Annotated in this window: 14 protein-coding genes and 1 tRNA gene; 13 read left to right on the forward strand and 2 right to left on the reverse strand. The window is 59.9% G+C overall.

Features of this window, described 5'->3' with window-relative positions; translation table 11 throughout:
- Nucleotides 1–64 precede the first annotated feature (64 nt).
- The 9 genes from AAY81_RS02050 to thrH all read left to right on the forward strand — a co-directional run bounded on the left by AAY81_RS02050 (nt 65) and on the right by thrH (nt 10,626).
- Entirely contained in the window at nt 65–2,677 is a 2,613-nt protein-coding gene (locus AAY81_RS02050) for a heavy metal translocating P-type ATPase (RefSeq protein WP_074777276.1), read from the forward strand.
- 145 nt (nt 2,678–2,822) lie between these two features.
- Nucleotides 2,823–3,044 (forward strand): acyl carrier protein, encoded by a 222-nt coding sequence (locus AAY81_RS02055; RefSeq protein WP_066664791.1) that lies wholly within the window; start codon nt 2,823–2,825, stop codon nt 3,042–3,044.
- Between the two features lie 9 nt (nt 3,045–3,053).
- A complete protein-coding gene (locus AAY81_RS02060) occupies nt 3,054–4,025 on the forward strand; it encodes a nitronate monooxygenase (protein WP_066660768.1) in 972 nt (323 codons plus the stop codon).
- Nucleotides 4,026–4,029: 4 nt separating this feature from the next.
- Nucleotides 4,030–4,968 carry an ACP S-malonyltransferase gene (locus tag AAY81_RS02065; RefSeq protein WP_066660771.1) on the forward strand — a complete coding sequence of 313 codons (939 nt, stop codon included), beginning with the start codon at nt 4,030–4,032 and terminating at the stop codon, nt 4,966–4,968.
- Nucleotides 4,969–5,075: 107 nt separating this feature from the next.
- Nucleotides 5,076–5,840 carry a 3-oxoacyl-[acyl-carrier-protein] reductase gene (fabG, locus tag AAY81_RS02070; RefSeq protein WP_066660773.1) on the forward strand — a complete coding sequence of 255 codons (765 nt, stop codon included), beginning with the start codon at nt 5,076–5,078 and terminating at the stop codon, nt 5,838–5,840.
- Entirely contained in the window at nt 5,837–7,117 is a 1,281-nt protein-coding gene (gene fabF, locus AAY81_RS02075; protein ID WP_066660776.1) for a beta-ketoacyl-ACP synthase II, read from the forward strand. The genes fabG and fabF overlap by 4 nt, the downstream gene beginning before the upstream one ends.
- 28 nt (nt 7,118–7,145) lie before the next feature.
- Nucleotides 7,146–7,598 (forward strand): 3-hydroxyacyl-ACP dehydratase FabZ, encoded by a 453-nt coding sequence (gene fabZ, locus AAY81_RS02080; RefSeq protein WP_066660779.1) that lies wholly within the window; start codon nt 7,146–7,148, stop codon nt 7,596–7,598.
- 18 nt (nt 7,599–7,616) lie between these two features.
- Nucleotides 7,617–9,953, forward strand: a complete 2,337-nt coding sequence (locus AAY81_RS02085; protein ID WP_082867807.1) for an acetyl-CoA carboxylase carboxyltransferase subunit alpha — start codon at nt 7,617–7,619, stop codon at nt 9,951–9,953.
- A gap of 64 nt (nt 9,954–10,017) precedes the next feature.
- Nucleotides 10,018–10,626, forward strand: a complete 609-nt coding sequence (gene thrH / locus AAY81_RS02090) for a bifunctional phosphoserine phosphatase/homoserine phosphotransferase ThrH (RefSeq protein ID WP_240480610.1) — start codon at nt 10,018–10,020, stop codon at nt 10,624–10,626.
- A gap of 6 nt (nt 10,627–10,632) precedes the next feature.
- On the opposite strand, the gene AAY81_RS02095 is transcribed toward thrH, so the two are convergent.
- Nucleotides 10,633–11,784: a GGDEF domain-containing protein gene (locus AAY81_RS02095; RefSeq protein WP_066660781.1), complete on the reverse strand. Its 1,152-nt coding sequence runs from the start codon at nt 11,782–11,784 to the stop codon at nt 10,633–10,635.
- Between the two features lie 297 nt (nt 11,785–12,081).
- Here AAY81_RS02095 and AAY81_RS02100 point away from each other — a divergent pair, with 297 nt between their 5' ends.
- The 3 genes from AAY81_RS02100 (at nt 12,082) to AAY81_RS02110 (ending at nt 16,789) form a co-directional block, all read left to right on the forward strand.
- Complete coding sequence (locus tag AAY81_RS02100) at nt 12,082–13,542, forward strand: solute carrier family 23 protein (protein WP_066660783.1); 1,461 nt, start codon at nt 12,082–12,084, stop codon at nt 13,540–13,542.
- 214 nt (nt 13,543–13,756) lie between these two features.
- Nucleotides 13,757–15,199, forward strand: coding sequence for a uracil-xanthine permease family protein (locus tag AAY81_RS02105; protein WP_066660785.1), 1,443 nt, complete (start codon nt 13,757–13,759; stop codon nt 15,197–15,199).
- A 180-nt stretch (nt 15,200–15,379) separates the two neighbouring features.
- Entirely contained in the window at nt 15,380–16,789 is a 1,410-nt protein-coding gene (locus AAY81_RS02110; protein ID WP_066660788.1) for a helix-turn-helix domain-containing protein, read from the forward strand.
- 62 nt (nt 16,790–16,851) lie between these two features.
- On the opposite strand, the gene AAY81_RS02115 is transcribed toward AAY81_RS02110, so the two are convergent.
- A tRNA-Leu gene (locus AAY81_RS02115) sits at nt 16,852–16,936 on the reverse strand.
- Nucleotides 16,937–17,266: 330 nt separating this feature from the next.
- On the opposite strand from AAY81_RS02115, the gene AAY81_RS02120 reads away from it, so the two are divergent.
- Nucleotides 17,267–18,829 carry a L,D-transpeptidase family protein gene (locus AAY81_RS02120; protein WP_169815778.1) on the forward strand — a complete coding sequence of 521 codons (1,563 nt, stop codon included), beginning with the start codon at nt 17,267–17,269 and terminating at the stop codon, nt 18,827–18,829.
- The last annotated feature ends 70 nt before the right edge of the window (nt 18,830–18,899 follow it).

Consider the following 18,899-nt stretch of genomic DNA (forward strand, 5'->3'; position numbering starts at 1 on the left):
TGGAGTACAATGACCCCGATACAAGTCATTGGCCGCTGCGATTATGCAGAATGGAGTGCAAAACGTGAAACATACCTTTGATGTGACGGGGATGTCGTGCGCCGCATGCTCGTCGCGCGTCGACAAGGCTACGCGCAAGGTTCCGGGCGTTGCCGATTGCGCCGTGAACCTCTTGAAGAACAGCATGGAAGTCGAATATGATGCCGATGTGGCTCCCGAGCAGGTGTCGGCTATCGACAATGCCATAGCCGAGCAGATTTCCAAGGCGGGGTACGGGGCTATCTTGCGTGAGGAGGCTGTGCCTGCGCCGGGCCGAAAGAGCGCCGCGCGCGTTGCCCACGAGCGCCAGGAGAAACTTGCCGCCGAGCAGGAACTGCGCATGCGTGTGCGACTTATCGTGTCCGCGCTTTTCTGCGTCCCACTGTTTTACCTGGCTATGGGCCATATGTTTGGCTGGCCGTTTCCCGCTGTGTTTTTGGGTGACGAGCATATGATGGTTGTCGCGCTTACCGAGCTTTTGCTTGTCGTGCCCATTGTGTTCGTGGGTCGTCCGTTCTTCAGCGGCGGCTTTCGAAGCCTGTTCCACCTTTCGCCCAACATGGATGCGCTCATTGCCATTGGGGCCACCGCCTCGCTGGGGTACAGCATCGTGAAGGTGTACGGCATGGCGCTTGCAATGGGTGTTGGCGATATGGAAGCTGCTCACCAGGCGTTTTCGGGGCTCTACTTCGACTCCGCTGGCATGATTCTTACGCTTATCACGGTGGGAAAGTACTTCGAGGCCCGTGCGAAGGGTCGCACGACGGATGCCATTTCGAAGCTTATCGACCTTGCCCCCAAGACGGCACGCGTCTTGCGGAATGGTTCTGAAGTCGAGCTTCCCGTCGAGCAGGTGGCCGTGGGCGATGTGCTCGTGGTGCGCGCGGGTGAGGCCGTGCCGCTCGATGGCGTGATGCTGGAGGGCTCTGCTTCCATCGATGAGTCGGCGATTACCGGCGAAAGCGTGCCCGTGGACAAGGTTCCGGGCGATATGGTGACGGGCGCCACCATGAGCAAGTCGGGCTACTTCACCATACGCGTCACGAAGACGGGTGACGAGACGGTGCTGGCGGGGATTATTGCCCTGGTCGACGAGGCCACGAGTTCGAAAGCCCCCATTCAGAAGACGGCAGACAAGATCGCCGGCGTGTTCGTTCCGGTGGTTATCGCCATTGCCCTTATCGTGTTCGTGGCATGGATGGCGCTGGGCGCGGGGGTTTCCATGGCGCTCAATTACGCCATCAGCGTGCTCGTCATTTCCTGCCCCTGTGCCCTGGGCCTCGCTACGCCTACCGCCATCATGGTGGGTACGGGGCGTGGTGCGCGCAGTGGCATTCTGGTGAAATCCGCCGAGGCTCTTGAAGCGGCGGGTAGCGCCCATACCGTGGTGTTCGACAAGACGGGCACTATTACGGCGGGCACGCCCTCGGTTGTGGGAGTCCATCCCATGGGGGTGGACGAGGATGAGCTCATGACTCTGGCGGCCGCTCTTGAAGCCAAGAGCGAGCACCCGTTTGCGCAGGCCATTATGGCGTATGCCGACGAGCGGGGTCTTTCGAAGTCGTATGCCGTGGAGTTCGAGCAGATTCCCGGCGGCGGCGTGGCGGCTCTCGTTGATGGCAGGTCCGTCTGCGCGGGCAATGCCAGTCTTATGTCCAATCGTGGCATTGCCGTCGAATCGGCCGATGACGTGGCACGACAGTATGCCGATGAGGGCGCAACGCCCTTGTTCGTCGCCTGCGACGGCGTGTTGGCGGGAATTATTGCAGTGGCCGATCGCATCAAGCCCACGAGCGCGCATGCCATTTCCGAACTGAGTGCGATGGGCGTGCAGACGGTCATGCTTACGGGGGACAACGAACGTACCGCGGCTGCCATTCAACGTCAGGCAGGCGTGGATCGCGTCATTGCCGGCGTGTTGCCGGCTGACAAAGAACGTGAGGTCGCACGCCTTTCCGAAGCTGGTCACGTAATCATGGTGGGCGATGGCGTGAACGATGCCCCGGCCCTTGCCCGCGCCGACGTGGGCATCGCCATCGGCAACGGTACCGACATCGCCATCGACAGCGCCGATGTGGTGCTCATGCGCAGCGACCTTATTGACGTGGTTTCGGCCGTGCAGCTTTCGCGACGTACGTTGCGCACCATTCGTCAGAACCTGTTCTGGGCGCTCATTTACAACGTCATTTGCATTCCCATTGCGGCGGGTCTGTTTGCCTGGGCGGGTTTGGTTATCAACCCCATGATTGGCGCGGCGGCCATGGGCTGCTCTTCCATCTTCGTGGTGGGCAATGCCCTGCGCATGCGTGCGTGGCGACCGCGATTTGCCTCGCCTGTAGTCACGCAACCCGCAGATGGGGAAGGTGAATTGGAACCATCCGGCCAGAATGACGAGCCGGTGAAGGAGCAATCTCGTTCGAAGGAGATACACATGGAAAAGAAGTTCAACGTCGAGGGCATGATGTGCCAGCACTGCGTCGCCCACGTGAAGAAGGCCCTTGAGAGCGTTGAGGGCGTCACGTCGGCCGATGTCGACCTCGATGCGAAGACCGCCGTTGCGCACCTGTCTGCCGACGTTGCCGATGACGTGCTCGTGACCGCCATCGTGGACGCTGGCTACGAAGCTGTCGTGGCCTAAGCAAGCTTGGTTTTTCCCTCGCGCGGCGCTGAGAAGTGCCGCGCGAATACTGTGAAGACGGTTGCGTTCTCCTGGGGATATCCCTACCATACGTAAATAGTTAGATTATCTAAGGAATTAGATTCCGAAGGAAAGGAAGATGTTCATGGCTACCATCGACGTCATCAAAGAAGTGCTCTCCGACAACCTCGACATCGATCCCGAGACGGTTACCCCGGAGTCCACTCTGGAATCCCTGGGTATCGATTCCCTCGACATGGTAGAGATGACCTGCGACATCGAAGAGAAGCTCGACATCGAGTTCGGCGAGCCCGAAGGCCTGGATACCATCGGCGCCATGGTGGAATATATCGACTCTCTGAAATAAGGCGCGCGTATGAATACTCGCGTAACTGAGCTTTTGGGCATTCGCGTGCCCATTATTCAGGGCGCCATGGCTCGCATCGCCGATGCGAGCCTTGCGTCTGCCGTGAGCGAAGCGGGCGGCCTGGGCATTATTGCCTGTGGCGGTGCGCCCCTTTCCTGGGTGGAAGAGCAGGTTGCGGCCGCTCGCGCCAAGACCAGCGCCCCCATTGGCGCCAACGTTATGCTCATGGACCCGCAGGCTGCCGATCTGGCGAAGCTCCTGGTCGATCTGAAGATCGACGTTATCACCACGGGTGCCGGTAGCCCGGCTAACTACATGGAAATGTGGAAGGAAGCTGGCATTAAGGTCATTCCCGTTGTGGCCAGCGCTGCGCTTGCCCGCCGCATGGAGCGCCTGGGTGCCGATGCCGTTGTGGCGGAAGGCACCGAATCGGGTGGACATGTGGGCGAGCTGACTACCATGGCCCTTATTCCCTCGGTTTGCGAAGCGGTGGACATTCCCGTTATTGGCGCTGGTGGCATTGCCGATGGCCGCGGTCTGGCGGCTGCGTTCGCCCTGGGTGCCGAAGGCGTGCAGTGTGGCACGCGTTTCCTTACGGTCGAGGAGTGCACCGTTTCCGATGCGTACAAGGAAAAGATCCTGGGTGCCAAGGACGCCGACACCGTTGTTACCGGTCGTGGCTCGGGCCATCCCGTGCGCTGCCTGAAGAACAAGTTCGCGCGTACGGCGCGCAAGCTCGAAGTCGACCCTTCGAAGGGCGCCGAACTCGAAGCCATGTACGTGGGCAGTCTGCGTCGCGCCGTTGAGGGCGATGTGGACAATGGCACTATCATGGCTGGCCAGATTGCCGCTATCGTGCACGAGCGCGAGACTGCGGCTTCCGTCCTTGCGGAAATGATGACCCAGGCCGAAGAACTGTGCGGCCTTACGCTCGAAGAGCGCGCCGCGAAAAGCGCCGAACGCGCTTTGAACCGGAAGTGATTTCATGGAACTGAACCAGACGCTGTCATGCGTGTTCATGTGCTCGGGTCAGGGCTCTCAGAAGCCTGGCATGGGTGCCGACCTCATTGACGTGCCCGAAGTTGCCCAGGTGTTCGATTGCGCCAGTGACATACTCGGCGTAGACGTGCGTAATCTGTGCACGCAGGCCCCGGCAGAAGAGCTCAACGAGACGCGCAATGCGCAGGCTGCCATCGCCACGCTGTCCATTGGCATTGCCACGGCGCTTATTGCCCGTGGCGTGCAGCCGCAGGCGGTGTTGGGCTTTTCCCTGGGTCAGATTAGCGCGCTTGCCATTTCCGGCATGCTTTCGGTGGAAGACACGTTTCGCCTGCTGGCGGTTCGTTCCGAGGTCATGGCGAAGGCAGCGCAGCAAAACGAGGGCGTTATGAGCGCGTTCATGAAGGGCACTCCCGAAGAGGTCGAGGAGGTGTGCGCCAGCTGTGCGCAGGGGCAGGTGTTGGTTCCCGCCAATTACAACAGCGCAGCCCAAATCGTTGTCTCCGGCGAAGTTGCCGCCGTCGAGCGCGCGGAAGCCGCCTGGAAGGAGCGTGGCTACAAGGCCCGCCGTCTTGCCACGTCGGGAGCGTTCCACAGTCCGCTTATGCAGCAGGCTGCCAGCGAATTCTCCGCGTACCTGGAAACGGTTCAGTTCTCCGATCCTCGCGTGCCGCTCATCTGCAACACCGACGCCCAGCCCTTGAAGGCGGCCGATGCGCCGGCGCATCTTACCGCGCACCTTACGCATCCGGTGCGCTTCATGCAAAGCGTGCAGGAGCTTGCCGCGGCGGGCGCAACCAGCTTCGTGGAAGTGGGCTTTGGTGGAGTGCTGAATAATCTGGTGAAGCGCATAGATCCCAACCTGGATCATGTGTGCGTGCAAGATAGGGCCAGCATGGAAGCCCTCATCCAGAACCAAGCTTAGATACAAGCGGGCGTCGGGCCGAACCGGCGCCCGAATTTCTGGGAGTACTCAGAGCGCCCGCGGTAGCCCTGGGCTATTTGCGTGGGCGTAGATATGAAGGAGTAGGAATGCAAGAACAGGAAACCCCCATTACCCGTTCGGCTATCGTAACGGGTTCGGGTCGCGGCATCGGTCGTGCCATCGCCCTGGAATTCGCCTCCAGGGGATACAACGTATGCGTGAACTGCTCGAGCGAATCGTCTCTGGAGAGCGCGAATGACGTGGCTTCCGAGATCGAGCGCGATTTTGGCGTACGTGCCATCGTGGCCGTTGCCAACGTTGCCAGCATGGAGCAGACCAAGGCCATGGTTGACACGGTGCTTTCCGAGTTCGGTCGCGTGGACGTGCTGGTGAACAATGCCGGCATCACGCGTGATGGCCTGATCATGCGCATGAAGGAAGAGGATTTCGACAGCGTTATCGCCGTGAATTTGAAGGGTGCGTTCAACTGCTGCAAGGCGGTTTCCCGTGCCATGACCAAGCAGCGCTACGGTCGCATCATCAGCCTTTCCAGCGTGGTGGGCGTATACGGCAATGCGGGGCAGGCCAATTATGCCGCTTCCAAGGCGGGCATCATCGGCCTTACCAAGTCCCTGGCAAAGGAGCTTGCCGGTCGCGGCGTCACGGTGAATGCCGTGGCTCCTGGCTTCGTGGAAACGCCCATGACCGATGCCCTCACTGAAAAGCAGCGCACGGCTATTATCGACCGCATCGGCTGCGGTCGCCTGGGCCAGCCCGAGGACGTGGCGCATCTGGTCGCATTCCTTGCTGAAGAAGAATCGAGCTATATCACCGGCCAGGTGGTATGCGTGGACGGAGGTCTTTCCGAATGAGCGAACTGAACACCGCAACCCGTCGACCCGACGGTTCCCATCGCGTTGCCATTACGGGCATGGGTGCCGTTTCCCCCGCGGGCATTGGCATCGACGCCCTGTGGGATGCGCTCATGGAGCGTTCTTGCTGCATCGCCCCCATCCAGCGCTTCGATACCGAGGAATACCCCGTTCATAACGCAGGCGAAGTGCGCGATTTCGACGGCACCGAGCATGGCCTTACCAAGAAGGAGGCCCGTCGCTTCGAGCGCTTCGTGCAGTATGCCATCGTGGCGAGCGATGAGGCTCTTGCCATGAGCGGCATGAAGATGGAAGAGGAAGACGCCTCGCGCGTTGCCGTCATCTTCGGTTCGGGCATTGGCGGCATCGACGAGCTGCAGAAGGGCTTCCACGACCTGGAGAACAAGGGCCCCAAGCGCGTGAGCCCGCTGTTCGTTCCCACCATGATTAGCAATATTGCCGCAGGTAACCTGGCTATTCGCTACGGCATGAAGGGCGAGTGCCTTGATATCGTCACGGCGTGCGCCACGGGTGCCCACTCCATTGGCACGGCTGTGCGCGATATCCGTCATGGCTACATCGACGCGGCCCTGGCTGGCGGTGCCGAAGAGGCTATCAGCCCCATTTGCATTGCGGGCTTCAGCAACCTGGGTGCGCTTTCCAAGGAAGAAGATCCCACGCAGGCGTCGTTGCCGTTTGACGTGCGTCGCGGCGGCTTCGTGGCTGGCGAAGGCGCAGGTGCCGTGGTGCTCGAGTCGTTCGAACACGCCATCGCGCGTGGCGCCACCATTCTGGCGGAGGTCACGGGTTATGGTTCCACGGGTGACGCCTACCACATGACCGCTCCCGACCCCAGCGCCGAAGGCATCATGCGCGCCATGAGCATGGCCCTGCAGGAGGGTGGCTTTACGCCTGCCGACCTGGGTCACCTGAATGCCCATGGCACGGGTACGGCGGCCAATGACAGCACCGAATCGAAGGCCCTGCTTGCCCTGTGCGGCGAAGAAGCGGGCAAGAAGGTGCCCGTCACCAGCGTAAAGGGATGCATTGGCCATACGCTGGGCGCTGCGGGAGCCATCGAGGCCATCGTTTGCGCGCTGTCCGTCATGCGCGATGCGGTTCCGCCCACGTCTGGCTTCGAGCAGCCCGACCCCGAATGCCCCGTAAACGTGGTTTCCCAGCCCATGCAGGGCTACGAGCAGAAGGTTGCCCTCACCACCTCTCTGGGCTTTGGCGGGCATAACGCGGCTTTGGCCATTTCGCCGTATAAGGCATAATGCGCATAGCGCAAAAGGAGTGTACAAGATGGATATCACCTTTCCCGCAGATGCGTCTGTAGTCAAGAGCGTACTGCCGCATCGCGAGCCGTTCGTGTGGGTTAGCCGCGTACTCGAATGCACGCCGTGCGAGCATGTGGTCGCCGAGCTGGATGTCGACCCCGAACTCGAGCTGTTCAAGGGGCATTTCCCCACGCATCCCGTGCTGCCGGGCGTCATCCTCATGGAGGCCCTGGCGCAGGCTGCGTCGTTCTGCGTGCTGGCTGGCCGTGGCATCGAGGGCACTGTGGGCTTTCTCACGGGCATTGACAAGGCCAAGTTCCGCCGTCAGGTGCTGCCGGGTGAAACGGTGCGCCTAGAAGGCACGATCGTAAAGGCTGGCTCTCGCATGGTGGTGGCCGAGGTCGTTGCCACCGTCGATGGGGAAGTGTGCGCCCAGGCCACGCAGAAGTACGTGCTTGCCACTGCTCAGCAGGCGTAACGCACGGAGGGGGTTTACATGGAGAACTACTATACCTATGGGCGATCATCGGTCGCTTCCAATGCCGATGCCGCAGATGCGTGCAAGGTGCTCTATCGCCTGGACCGCATTACGGAAGAGGCGCCTGCGACGATTCCCGTCGCCCTGGTCATGACGCATGGGAAGGATGCGCGTACGGTGCTGCAGGACGTGGCTTCCGCCGGTATGCAGCCTTGCGCCGTGTACACCGAAGACCATAAGGCGGCTTCGTACCTTCGCTTCGCCGAAAAGCGCGTATGTCTGGGCGAGAAGTACTCCGACGAGCTCTTCTCGAACGCCTACGCCGTCTTGGGCGCAGCGCTTGAAGCTGAAGCTCAGGTCATCTTGCTGTGCGAGGAAGCCCTGCCTCTCGCCACGGTCGACGCCTTCCTGGCGCGTGCGAAGCGTCACGGCATCAGCGTCTACGCCACCGAAGACGTGACGGCCAACTTGCTGGGCTGGAAGCTTTGCGAGACCGAGCGCGATTTCGTGGAAGACGAGCATTGGTGCACGTGCCGCAACTGCAAGCTCACGTTCGCGGAGTCTTCGCTGGCGAAGAGCTATTACACGTGCCCCTCGTGCGGAACGTACTACCGCCTTTCCTCCACGCAGCGCATCAACGACCTGCTCGACATGGATAGCTTCGAGGAGTGGAATGCCACCTGCACGGAAACCGACCCGCTCGATTTCCCCGGCTATCAGGAGAAGCTGGAAAAGCAGCGCGAGAAGACGGGCCTCGACGAAGCCGTGCGTACGGGCAGTGGCCGCATTGCTGGTCTTCCGTGCGCCATTGGCGTCATGGAGGCGGGTTTCTTCATGGGCTCCATGGGCTCGGTCGTGGGCGACAAGGTATCGAAGCTCTTTGATCGCGCTACCGAAGAGGGGCTTCCCGTTATCGTGTTCTGCGCCAGCGGCGGTGCCCGCATGCAGGAGGGTCTGGTGTCGCTGATGCAAATGGCCAAGGTCAGCTGCGCGGTGGAACGCCATTCGCGTGCCGGTTTGCTCTACATTTCCATCATCACCGATCCCACTACGGGTGGCGTGACGGCTTCGTTTGCAACGCAGGGCGATATCATTCTTGCCGAGCCTCATGCCCTCATCGGCTTCGCTGGCAAGCGCGTTATCCAGGACACCATTCGCCAGGAGCTTCCGAAGGGCTTCCAGACGGCCGAATTCGCGCTGGAGCATGGCCTTATCGATGCCATCGTCCCGCGTGATGAGCTGCGTCGCACGTTGGCCCAGTTGCTGGCCATGCATCGTGCAACCACCAGCTCGGTGGAGCCTGGCACGCCCACGGAGATCCTTACGTATGGCAGCGTGAAGGACGCGCTGGAGACGGGTCGTAATTCGTATAACCACGTTACCTACGGCCGCGTTCCCGTAACCGAAATCGAGGAGCCCGAACCTGGGTTCTTCGATGCCCTTCGCAAGAAGCTGGGCATTCCCGAATTGCAGGAGGCGCTGGGTGCGCGCGATGCCGTGGCGTTTTCCGATGGCGTGCCCCTGTACAAGGAGCCGAGCCCGGTGGCCGATGCCACGTTGTCGAGCGAAGAGCCGAATGCCGCTTGGAAGAGCGTTCAGCTTGCCAGGAACACGCATCGTCCCACCGCCATTTACTACATCCGCAACATGATCGATGGCTTCATCGAGCTGCACGGCGACCGTGCCTTTGGCGACGACGGCGCCATCGTGGGTGGCATTGGCTGGCTGGGTGGCCAGGTCGTGACCGTTATCGCCGAGGAAAAGGGCGAGAACCTGAAGGAACGCATCGCGCGTAACTTCGGCTGCCCGCAGCCCGAGGGCTACCGAAAGAGCCTGCGCCTTATGCGCCAGGCCGAGAAGTTCGGGCGTCCCATCATCTGCCTGGTTGATACCCAGGGCGCGTTCTGCGGTGCGGAAGCCGAGGAGCGTGGCCAGGGCAACGCCATCGCCGAGAACCTGCAGGCCATGGCTGGCTTGCGCGTTCCCGTGGTGAGCGTGCTGCTGGGCGAGGGTGGTTCCGGTGGCGCGTTGGCGCTGGCGGTTTCGAATCGCGTGGCCATGCAGGAGCATGCGGTGTATTCGGTGCTTTCGCCTGAAGGCTTCGCGTCCATCCTGTGGAAGGATCGCTCGCGCGCTGCGGAAGCCGCCGCGGTTATGCGCATGAACGCGAACCAGGTTTACGATATGGGAATCATCGATGCGGTGCTTGCCGAAGGCGATGCCCCGGCGCATGAAAATCCCGAGCAAGCTGCACGTGAGCTGCGGCATTACTTGAAACGCAGCCTGAACGACCTCGCCGATCTTACCCCCGACGAGCTCGTAGCGCAGCGACAGGAGCGTTTCGCGAAATTCTAGAATCCTTGGCGTCATGTTCGTAGTAGCATGGCGCCAATACTTTTTACGACCGAAAGGAATCCCCATGCCCATGCATGTTGTCTGCCTCGACCTTGAAGGCGTGCTCGTGCCCGAAATCTGGCAGGAATTCGCCAAGGCGCGCGAAATCCCCGCGCTCATGAAGACCACGCGTGACGAGCCCGATTACGATAAGCTCATGGCCTATCGCATCGACATCCTGCGCGAGGCAGGCCTGGGCCTGGCTGATATCCAGGAGACCATTAGCGGAATGGATCCGCTTCCCGGTGCTGCCGAATTCCTGGACGAGCTGCGCTCCATCGCGCAGGTCATCATTGTGAGCGATACGTTCGACCAGTTCGCGCAGCCGCTTATGCGCAAGCTTGGCTGGCCTACCATCTTCTGCAACACGCTGCAGGTAGACGAGGCGGGCATGCTGTGCGGCCATGTTATGCGCGTGCAGGATTCCAAGCGCACCACGGTACGTGCGCTGCAGAGCTGCGGCTTCGAAACGCTTGCCAGCGGTGATAGCTATAACGACCTGGGTATGATCGAGGCGAGCAAGGCGGGTTGGCTGTTCTGCGCCCCCGAAAGCATCAAGGCCGAGCACCCCGAGATTCCCGCGCTGGAAACGTATGACGAGCTCCTGGCCGCCATTCGCGAGCAGCTGGCGTAGGCGTAGCTAGCGTAAGTTGTTTCGCTTGTCCTTGTAGAGCCGTTCGTCGGCAAGTTGGCATAGCTCGTCGACGGTGGTGGGCCGTCCGCCGAGCGACATGGCGATTCCCACCGACGCGCTCACGTACAGACCCGACTCCCAGTCGACGCAAATGAGCCCAATTCGATCGATGATGCGCTGCGCCATTTCGTGCGCAGCGTTTTCATTGGACAGGCCACGTGCGGCGATGATGAACTCGTCTCCGCCCAGGCGTGCCGCGAAGTTGCTGCCGTCGTTGAGCGTCTGGTTCATGAAGTCCCATGATTCTTCGTTCATGCCAATTTCCTCGCGGAAGGCGGCGCTCACGGCGGCGAGCGTTGCGTCTCCGCGTTTGTGCCCGAAGCTGTCGTTGACGTTTTTGAAATCGTCCAGGTCGAAGGCAAGGAAAGCCACTCGTTCGTTCTGCGCGTCACGAAGGATGCTGCTTGCGAGCTCGTAGAATGCGGGCCGGTTGAGCATCCCCGTAAGCGAGTCGAACGTAGATTGCACTTTGAGCTCTCTGCGACTTTCCTCGAGCATGCGTGCCGTTATGAATCGCTCCATTTTCTCGCGTTGGAACATGAAGTGCAGAATGAGCGCGCCTGCTAGGAAGATGATGACGTTTACGGCGTCTCCCGCGGCAAATACGGGCTCCTTGGTAACGAACGAAGAAATGACCAGGATGCTGCCGAATAGCGCAAGTCGAAAGCTCATGATGACCATGGTTTCCATGAACACGATGGCTACGATGACCATGATGACCAAGAAGCTGGTCGCCACCATGGCGGGGTCGACCACGCTGGCCGCTACGCCGAAGGCGAGCAGGTTTGTCATGATGCCGTGGGAAAGCGTACGAATGATCCGGTTGCCGTCGTCGCCCATTGTCTCGAGGTCGAATTTTCTGATGCGCAACGACGCAACTTCGCAGACGACCGACAGCGCGGCGAAGAATGCGTATACGGGGAAGAACGCGGTGGGGAAGACGCCAATGCCCGAGAAGAGAGTCAGTGCAGCCATGATGGCGAGAAACCACGTGTTCAGGTGATATCCCGCGTTGAAGTTGTTGATGGAGACGTCACGGAGGGTCTCGCGGAAGATTCGCCGAGAATAGCCATAGTGGTTGAATTCTTCGAGCGTCATCCGCAGGTCCCCCTAATGATGCTTTTGGTGTGCCATTTCCTACACTATACTCCCTTTTCCGCATGCCCACCGATCTTGCCATCCTTTTGCCATATTGCATTTGAATGTTTAGGCCCTTGCCGCTCGGCTAAATGTAATAAATTGACCAGCGACGAATGGGGCAAAGACTGGTACATTTTTATCCAACTAGATATGCGCATGCGGTGGATTGCGGCATGAAATAGGGGCTCGTGCCCAGTTCGTGTGTGCCTTCGCTGGGAATAGGGAGACCCGGCGGCCATCGAGGAGGGAGTCTACATGGCTTTTATGAAGCGTTCGTATGGCGGTGTACAGCCTTATATCCCTTGCGGTTTACTGCGCATCAGGCTCCCGTTCATTCATTTCAAGATTTCACCTCCCGAAATCGTTACGGGTCTCATGAACGCGTGCACCAGCTATGGCGCGCTTGCCGTTCTCATCACCACGTTGGGCCTCGACCCGGAAGTCGCTTGGGCGCTCGTGGTGTTCGAGACCATGATGTATACGCTGAATTGGCTGCTGGGCGAACCGTCCATCTGCGGCTGGATTACGCCCGCCATGGCTATCGTCATTGTGTACCTCGAAGGGTTCGATCCGGGCGTCGTGCGATTGCAGGCGCTTACTGCCGTTCAATTGGAATTGGCCGCGATGTTCATATTCTTGGGCCTCACGGGGCTTTCGAAGAAGCTAAACACCCTGGTTCCGCCAGGGGTCAAGGCGGGCATCGTGTTGGGCGCTGGCGTCAACGCCGTGTATGCGCGCCTTCAGCAGGGTGGCGCCGTAGACACCGTTACCGTGGGCTGCATGGCCGGTCTCATCGTCGTGTTCTTCCTGATGTTCAGCCAGCGCATCCGTAGCCGCATGGAGAAGAACCGCGTGCTGCAGGTGCTGGGCAACTACAGCTTCCTGTGGGCCGTCTTGGTCATGTTCATTGCGGGTGGCATCTCCGGCGAGTTCAATTACAACTTCAGCGGGCAAATCTTCAAGGTGCCCGACTTCGGCGCCCTGTTCATGGCGGTTTCCCCGTTCTTCATTGGCTGGGCGGCTCCCACTATTTGGATCTCCAGCCTGCCCATCGCGCTCATCGCGTGGGTCATTGCCTATGGTGACTTCATCACCGTGCAGCAGCTGGGCATGCAGGCGCAGCGCGAAGACGAGTATATCGAGTTTGATACCAACCGCACCAATGTCATCTGTGGTATTCGTAATCTGGTGCTGGCCCTGTTCGCTCCGTACCCCGCACTTGCCGGCCCGCTTTCCGCTCCGTATTGCGTTGCCACGTACCAGCGCTACAAGGTTTCGGGTCGCCAGGGTATGGACAGCATCTACGACGGGTCGGGCACGAACCTCATCTTCACCGTCATTGGCCTGTTCATTTATCCGCTGTACGAAGCCGCTGCCGCGGCGGCGGGCGCTATGCTCGTGGTGGTGCTGTGCATCCAGGGCTTCGTATGCACGCAAATCTGCTTCGATTTGGCCAACGACAAGCTCGACCAGGGCGTGGCGGGCATGATGGCCGGCTTCATCCTAGCCCGCGGTGGCGGCGTCGGCTTGGTGGCTGGCATTGCGTTGTACCTTCTGCTTGCGAGCAATTCCAAGATTCGCGAGGACTATCGCGGCAACAAGGAAAAGCAACGCTTGGAGGACGAGGAAACGGCACGTCAGATTGCTGCGCTCGAAGAGCGAAGGCGGCGATTCCAAGCGGGCGAGCAGCAAGAGGAACCAAGCGCTCGCGAGTAGGCGTATCGTGAAACGCATCGCATGATCAATCCTCCCAGTGGGTCGCGCACCGCGCGTTCCTGCTGGGAGGATTTTCATGTGGTGGGCGCGTGTCGTGCATTTCGCTGTGCTCAACGTGAATTGCATGTTTCGCGCGTGTACCGTTTCGCATGGTTGTGATAATCTCGCAACCGTTTATGCACATTTCTGCAAGGATGGAAGGAAAGGGACTGCAGTGGCGGAAGATAAGACGATTATTCCCACGATGGGAGCGAAGGATAGCGAGGATGCGGTATACGACGCCCGCACTCTTGGCGCTCCCAAGATGACCGTGTTCGGCTTGCAGCACATGTTCGCCATGTTCGGCGCGACTATTCTGGTCCCCACGCTCACGGGTCTCTCCGTTTCCGCAACGCTGTTGTTCGCCGGTTTGGGTACGCTGCTGTTCCACCTGCTCACGCGTGGTAAGGTGCCCGCGTTTCTGGGTTCCTCGTTCGCGTTCATTGCCGGCTATGCGGCCATTGCCCCTGCAGGGGAACCCGAGCTGCTGCCGTACGCCTGCCTGGGCGTTGCGTGCGCCGGCCTGCTCTACCTGGTGCTTTCCGCGCTGTTCAAGGTGTTTGGCGCCGCGCGCGTCATGCGCTTCTTCCCGCCGGTGGTAACGGGCCCCATCGTTATCTCCATCGGGCTTACGCTTGCGTCTTCGGCCATCGCCAACTGCTCCACGAACTGGCTCGTTGCCGTGGTGGCCATCATTGTGGTCATCGCCTGCAACATCTGGGGCCGCGGCATGATCCGCATCATCCCCATCCTGCTGGCCGTTATCGTGTCCTATATCTTCGCCGCCATCCTGGGCGAGGTCGACTTCACTCCCGTTGCCGACGCTGCGTGGTTCGGCCTGCCCGTGCTGTATGACAACACGGTGTTCTCCCTGTTCACCAATGGCATGGATTCCGGCCTTGCCATCACCGCCGTCATCACGATCATGCCTCTGGCCTTCGCCACGATGATTGAGCACATCGGCGACATCTCGGCCATTAGCTCTACCTGCAATCGTAACTACATCGCCAACCCCGGCCTGCACCGTACGCTGCTGGGCGATGGCCTTGCTACCATTCTGGCGTCGCTGTTTGGTGCTCCGGCCAACACCACGTATGGCGAGAACACGGGCGTTCTGGCGCTCACGAAGGTGTTCGACCCGCGCGTCGTTCGCCTAGCTGCTCTGTTTGCGATCGTCTTCTCGTTCTGCCCGAAGTTTGCTGCGGTTATCGAGGTCATGCCCGCGTGCGTCATCGGCGGCATTTCGCTCATTCTGTACGGCATGATTTCCGCTGTGGGCATTCGCAACCTGGTGGAAGCCCATGTCGACTTCACGCTGAGCCGCAACGTCATCGTGACCGCCCTCATCATCGTGCTGTCCGTGGGCATCGCCTACAGCACGGCGGGTGCCATCGTCATTCCCGCGGGCTCTATTACCATTTCGCTTTCCGGTCTGGCCATTGGCTCGCTCGTGGGCATCGTGGTGAACATGGTCCTGCCCGGCAAGGAAACGGTGTACGGCATCGACGGTACGAAGGTGCAGGGGCATGTGGAAAATGCTGCCGTAGCCGATGACCTGCCGCTTGAGGGCCCCACGGTCGAGGAGGTCAAGAACGTCGCGGAGCATATGACGCGCTAGTCCTTCTCCGGCTTTTAGCTCTTTCACCCCGCCTTTTGCCAGTCTGCAAGGGCGGGGTGTTTGTGTATCTTGCGCACGTTCACCGTCATTGCTTTCGGCCTCGGTTATATTCTCTACAGGGGGGAATGAGGTTAGTGCATACGCGTAGAGGCGCGTAATGGTAGAGAGACGAGGGTCGCGGTGGCGGCAGAAGAACAGGCTCATTCGAATAAGCCGTACGTATTCGAACATTTCAGGCTCGGTTATGTCGGTTTTGCCATTCCCTGGGCTTGGGTTTTCGAACTAGCTCATCGCCGTACGTCTGCTTCCTTTTCGTACGATAACGCGGCCGTTCTCTTCCTTATGCTCGCTGCGGGCATGCTCTTCTTCGTTGCGCTGCGCAAGCTTTCGAAGGGCGGCGTCGAAAAACTCCTTCACTGGCCCATGGCCATTCTGGCGGCCATTTCCATCGTGCTTATCAGCTTGCCCCATCTGGGCGTAACCGTTATTCCCGATGTCGTGGGGTTTGCCGTAGCTGGCGTCGCCGGTGCGTTTATGTATCTGTCTTGGGTGCCGTTCTACTCGAGCGTCGACTTGCGCTCTGCCGTGGCCTGCGCGTTTGCCTCCATGGTCGTTTCTTCGGTGCTGAAGTTCGCACTCGATGTCATGCCGCTGCTTCTTGGCAATGTGTGCCTTATCGCGTTGCCGTTGTGCTTGCCCTACCTTCTGAATCAGGCTTCTGCCAATATGCCGCCGAAGGATACGCCGCTCATCTACTTTGGTTCCGCGCGTCAGTCGTTCCCGTATTTGGTGCTTCTTGGCGTGGCCGTGTGCGCGTTCGTCATTGGCGTGGCGCCCGCCGTTTCGCCCAATGCGGTAACCGAGCCGGTTGCGCTGTATTCCTTTGCGCAGCAATCCATTAGCGTTCTTGCGGCCTTGGCTGTCCTGTGGTGGGTGTTCGCCTATCGCGGCAAGTTGCATTTCACCAATACGTGGCGCGCCATCGTCATCATCGTATCCACGGCGCTGCTGTTCCTGCCCAACATCGATTCCGAGCTTGCGGGTTGGGCGCTCGTGCTCGTAGGCGTGGCGCAGGCCATTCTGGTGGCAGTGCTCTGGTGCATGCTTGCCGACGTGGCCCATCATAGCTCCGCAAATCGCTTCACCGTTTTCGGCTTCGCGTGGGTTTGCTATGCGCTTCCTCTTGCGTTGGGGCGCCTGGCTGGCGGGGTGCTTGCGAATCTCGATAACGTGGTGTTCGTTATCGCACTGCTGTCGTACGCCCTTACCGTTACGGGCATCCTGTCGCTCAACGAGCGCAACTTCATCGAAAGCCAGATCTTCCGCGATCTCGATATGCCGGAAACGGGTCATTCCATGTATGCCAGCATCGACGAGGGCTGCGAGCATCTTGGCGCCCGATACAAGCTTACGGGTAGGGAAGTGGAAGTGCTCAAGCTGCTGTGCAAGGGCCGTTCGAAGAGCTATATCGCCGAAACGCTCGTTATTTCCGAGAACACGGTGCGCAGCCATGCGCGTCATATCTATCGTAAGCTCGACGTCCATAGCAAGCAGGACGTCATGGACATGATTTCCGAGAAGAGAAACTAGCTGTTGCGTACAGCATCCTAGAAATGAAAACAGCCTCCATAGGGAGGCTGTTTGCGTGTGAATGGTGCCCGAGGCGGGATTCGAACCCGCATGTCTTGTGGACAGCGGTTTTTGAGACCGCCGCGTCTGCCATTCCGCCACTCGGGCGCAGAATGCGATTATACCTGAAAGCCCCTGGCCCGCAAGTGGGGAGGCGGCTTCCATCATTGATTCACGGGGTTGCGCAACGGCGACCGTGGTGCCGTGCGCGTCTACGTGCGGTTATGCAGGGCGATTCAAGAGCTCGCGTATATTTTGGGAAGAATGGCACAGTTGCAGTCACATATTTAAGAATCCCTTAAGCTATATGTAGATAGCGGTAGCATTTCGATGAATTAGAGATATCCCGTTCATTTGCGCGGCATCATAGACGAACGATGTTGCTACAATGCGAATGAATGGATTTAGGTAGGGGCGATGTCAGGCAAAAAAGAAACTATGGGCAAGCACGCGGCAGCACCTCAGAGCCCGCAAGACGCTTCCCAGACACAGCAGATTCCTCCGGTTCAGCAAGCGCAGCCGGGTGCATTCAATTCCGCGTTCCAGGCGGCAGGTGTTTCCGATCCGAAAGTGGGCAAGGGCTTCAACAAGCGCCTTGCTATGAGGGTCGGCATCGTTATTGCTGCCGTGTTGCTGGTGGTCTACATTGCTGGCGCTTTCTTCTTCTCGGGGCATTTCTTCCCGAACACCACGCTTGGTTCTCAGGATATCTCCCTGAAGTCCACGTCGGACGTTGCCGAGGTTGCTACCGACATCGGAAGCGACTACTCCGTTACCGTTACGGGCGATGGCCTTTCGTTTACGGTGTCCTCTTCGCAGGCTGGCCTCGAAGTCGACGGCCAAGAGGTTGCCGAGCAGTCCATTGCCGATAACAACATCTGGCTGTGGCCCATCGAGGTCTTCCGCGCGCACGACGAAAGCGCCAACCTGTCTTCCGAGTACAGCGAGAGCGGTTTGGGCGATGTCGTTCGCCAGCAGGTGGAAACGTTCAACGCCACCGCTACCGACCCGGTGAACGCTTCGGTGCAGTATTCTTCGGCTTCGGGTCAGTTCGAGGTGACCGCCGAGAAGGCAGGCACGAAGCTCGACGTCGATGCCGTTATCCTGAAGGTCAACGATGCCGTGCTCGATATGTCGTCTTCGGCCGTGCTGGGCACGAGCGAGCTTGTGCAGCCCACCGTGCTTTCCAGCAACCCCGCGCTTACGACAGCTGCCGATACGGCGAACAGCTACCTTACGGCCGATATCGAGCTCGTTTTGGGCACCACGGCCATCCATGCCGCCGACATTGGCGCGAACGAGATTTCCCAATGGGTTGTCATTGGCGACGACCTTGCCGTCAGCTTCGACGAAGAGGCCATGGATGCCTGGGTCGAAGAGCTTGCCGCCAGCTTGAACACCGTGGGCACCGAGCGTACCTACACGCGTCCCGACGGTCAGACGTTCACCGTTTCGGGTGGTACGTACGGTTGGACGATCGACGATGACGCCATGGTCGCCGACGTCGAGGATGCCATTCGCAATGGTCTGGTGGGGCAGCTTACCGTTGCCACCACGCTCGAGGGCTACACCTACAATGGCTCGGGCGTGCAGGACTGGGGCGCATATGCCGATGTCGATATCTCCGAGCAGCACGTTCGCTTCTATAACGAAGCAGGCGAGCTCGTGTGGGAGGCCGATTGCGTTACCGGCAAGCCCGACGGCAGCCACGACACCCCCACGGGCGTATGGCGCGTGCTGAACAAGAAGACGAATTACACGCTTACGGGCGATATCTCGGTGGCTACGGGCCAGCCGGAGTACGAGACCAAGGTGTCGTACTGGATGCCCTTCACGTATTCGGGCTGTGGCTTCCATGACGCCACGTGGCAGTCTGCCTTTGGCGGTACGCGCTACAAGGATGGCTATGGCTCCCATGGCTGCGTGAACCTGTCGCTTTCCGATGCGGCGTCCCTGTACGACATCATCGCCGTCGGCAATGCCGTAGTGGTTCACGAGTAGCGTAAGCGGTATACAAGAGGGTATGATGAGGGCCGCGTCTGCGGCCCTCGTTTTCGTTCTGGAGGGGTTA

It is taken from the genome of Denitrobacterium detoxificans (assembly GCF_001643775.1).
GTDB classification, from domain to species: domain Bacteria; phylum Actinomycetota; class Coriobacteriia; order Coriobacteriales; family Eggerthellaceae; genus Denitrobacterium; species Denitrobacterium detoxificans.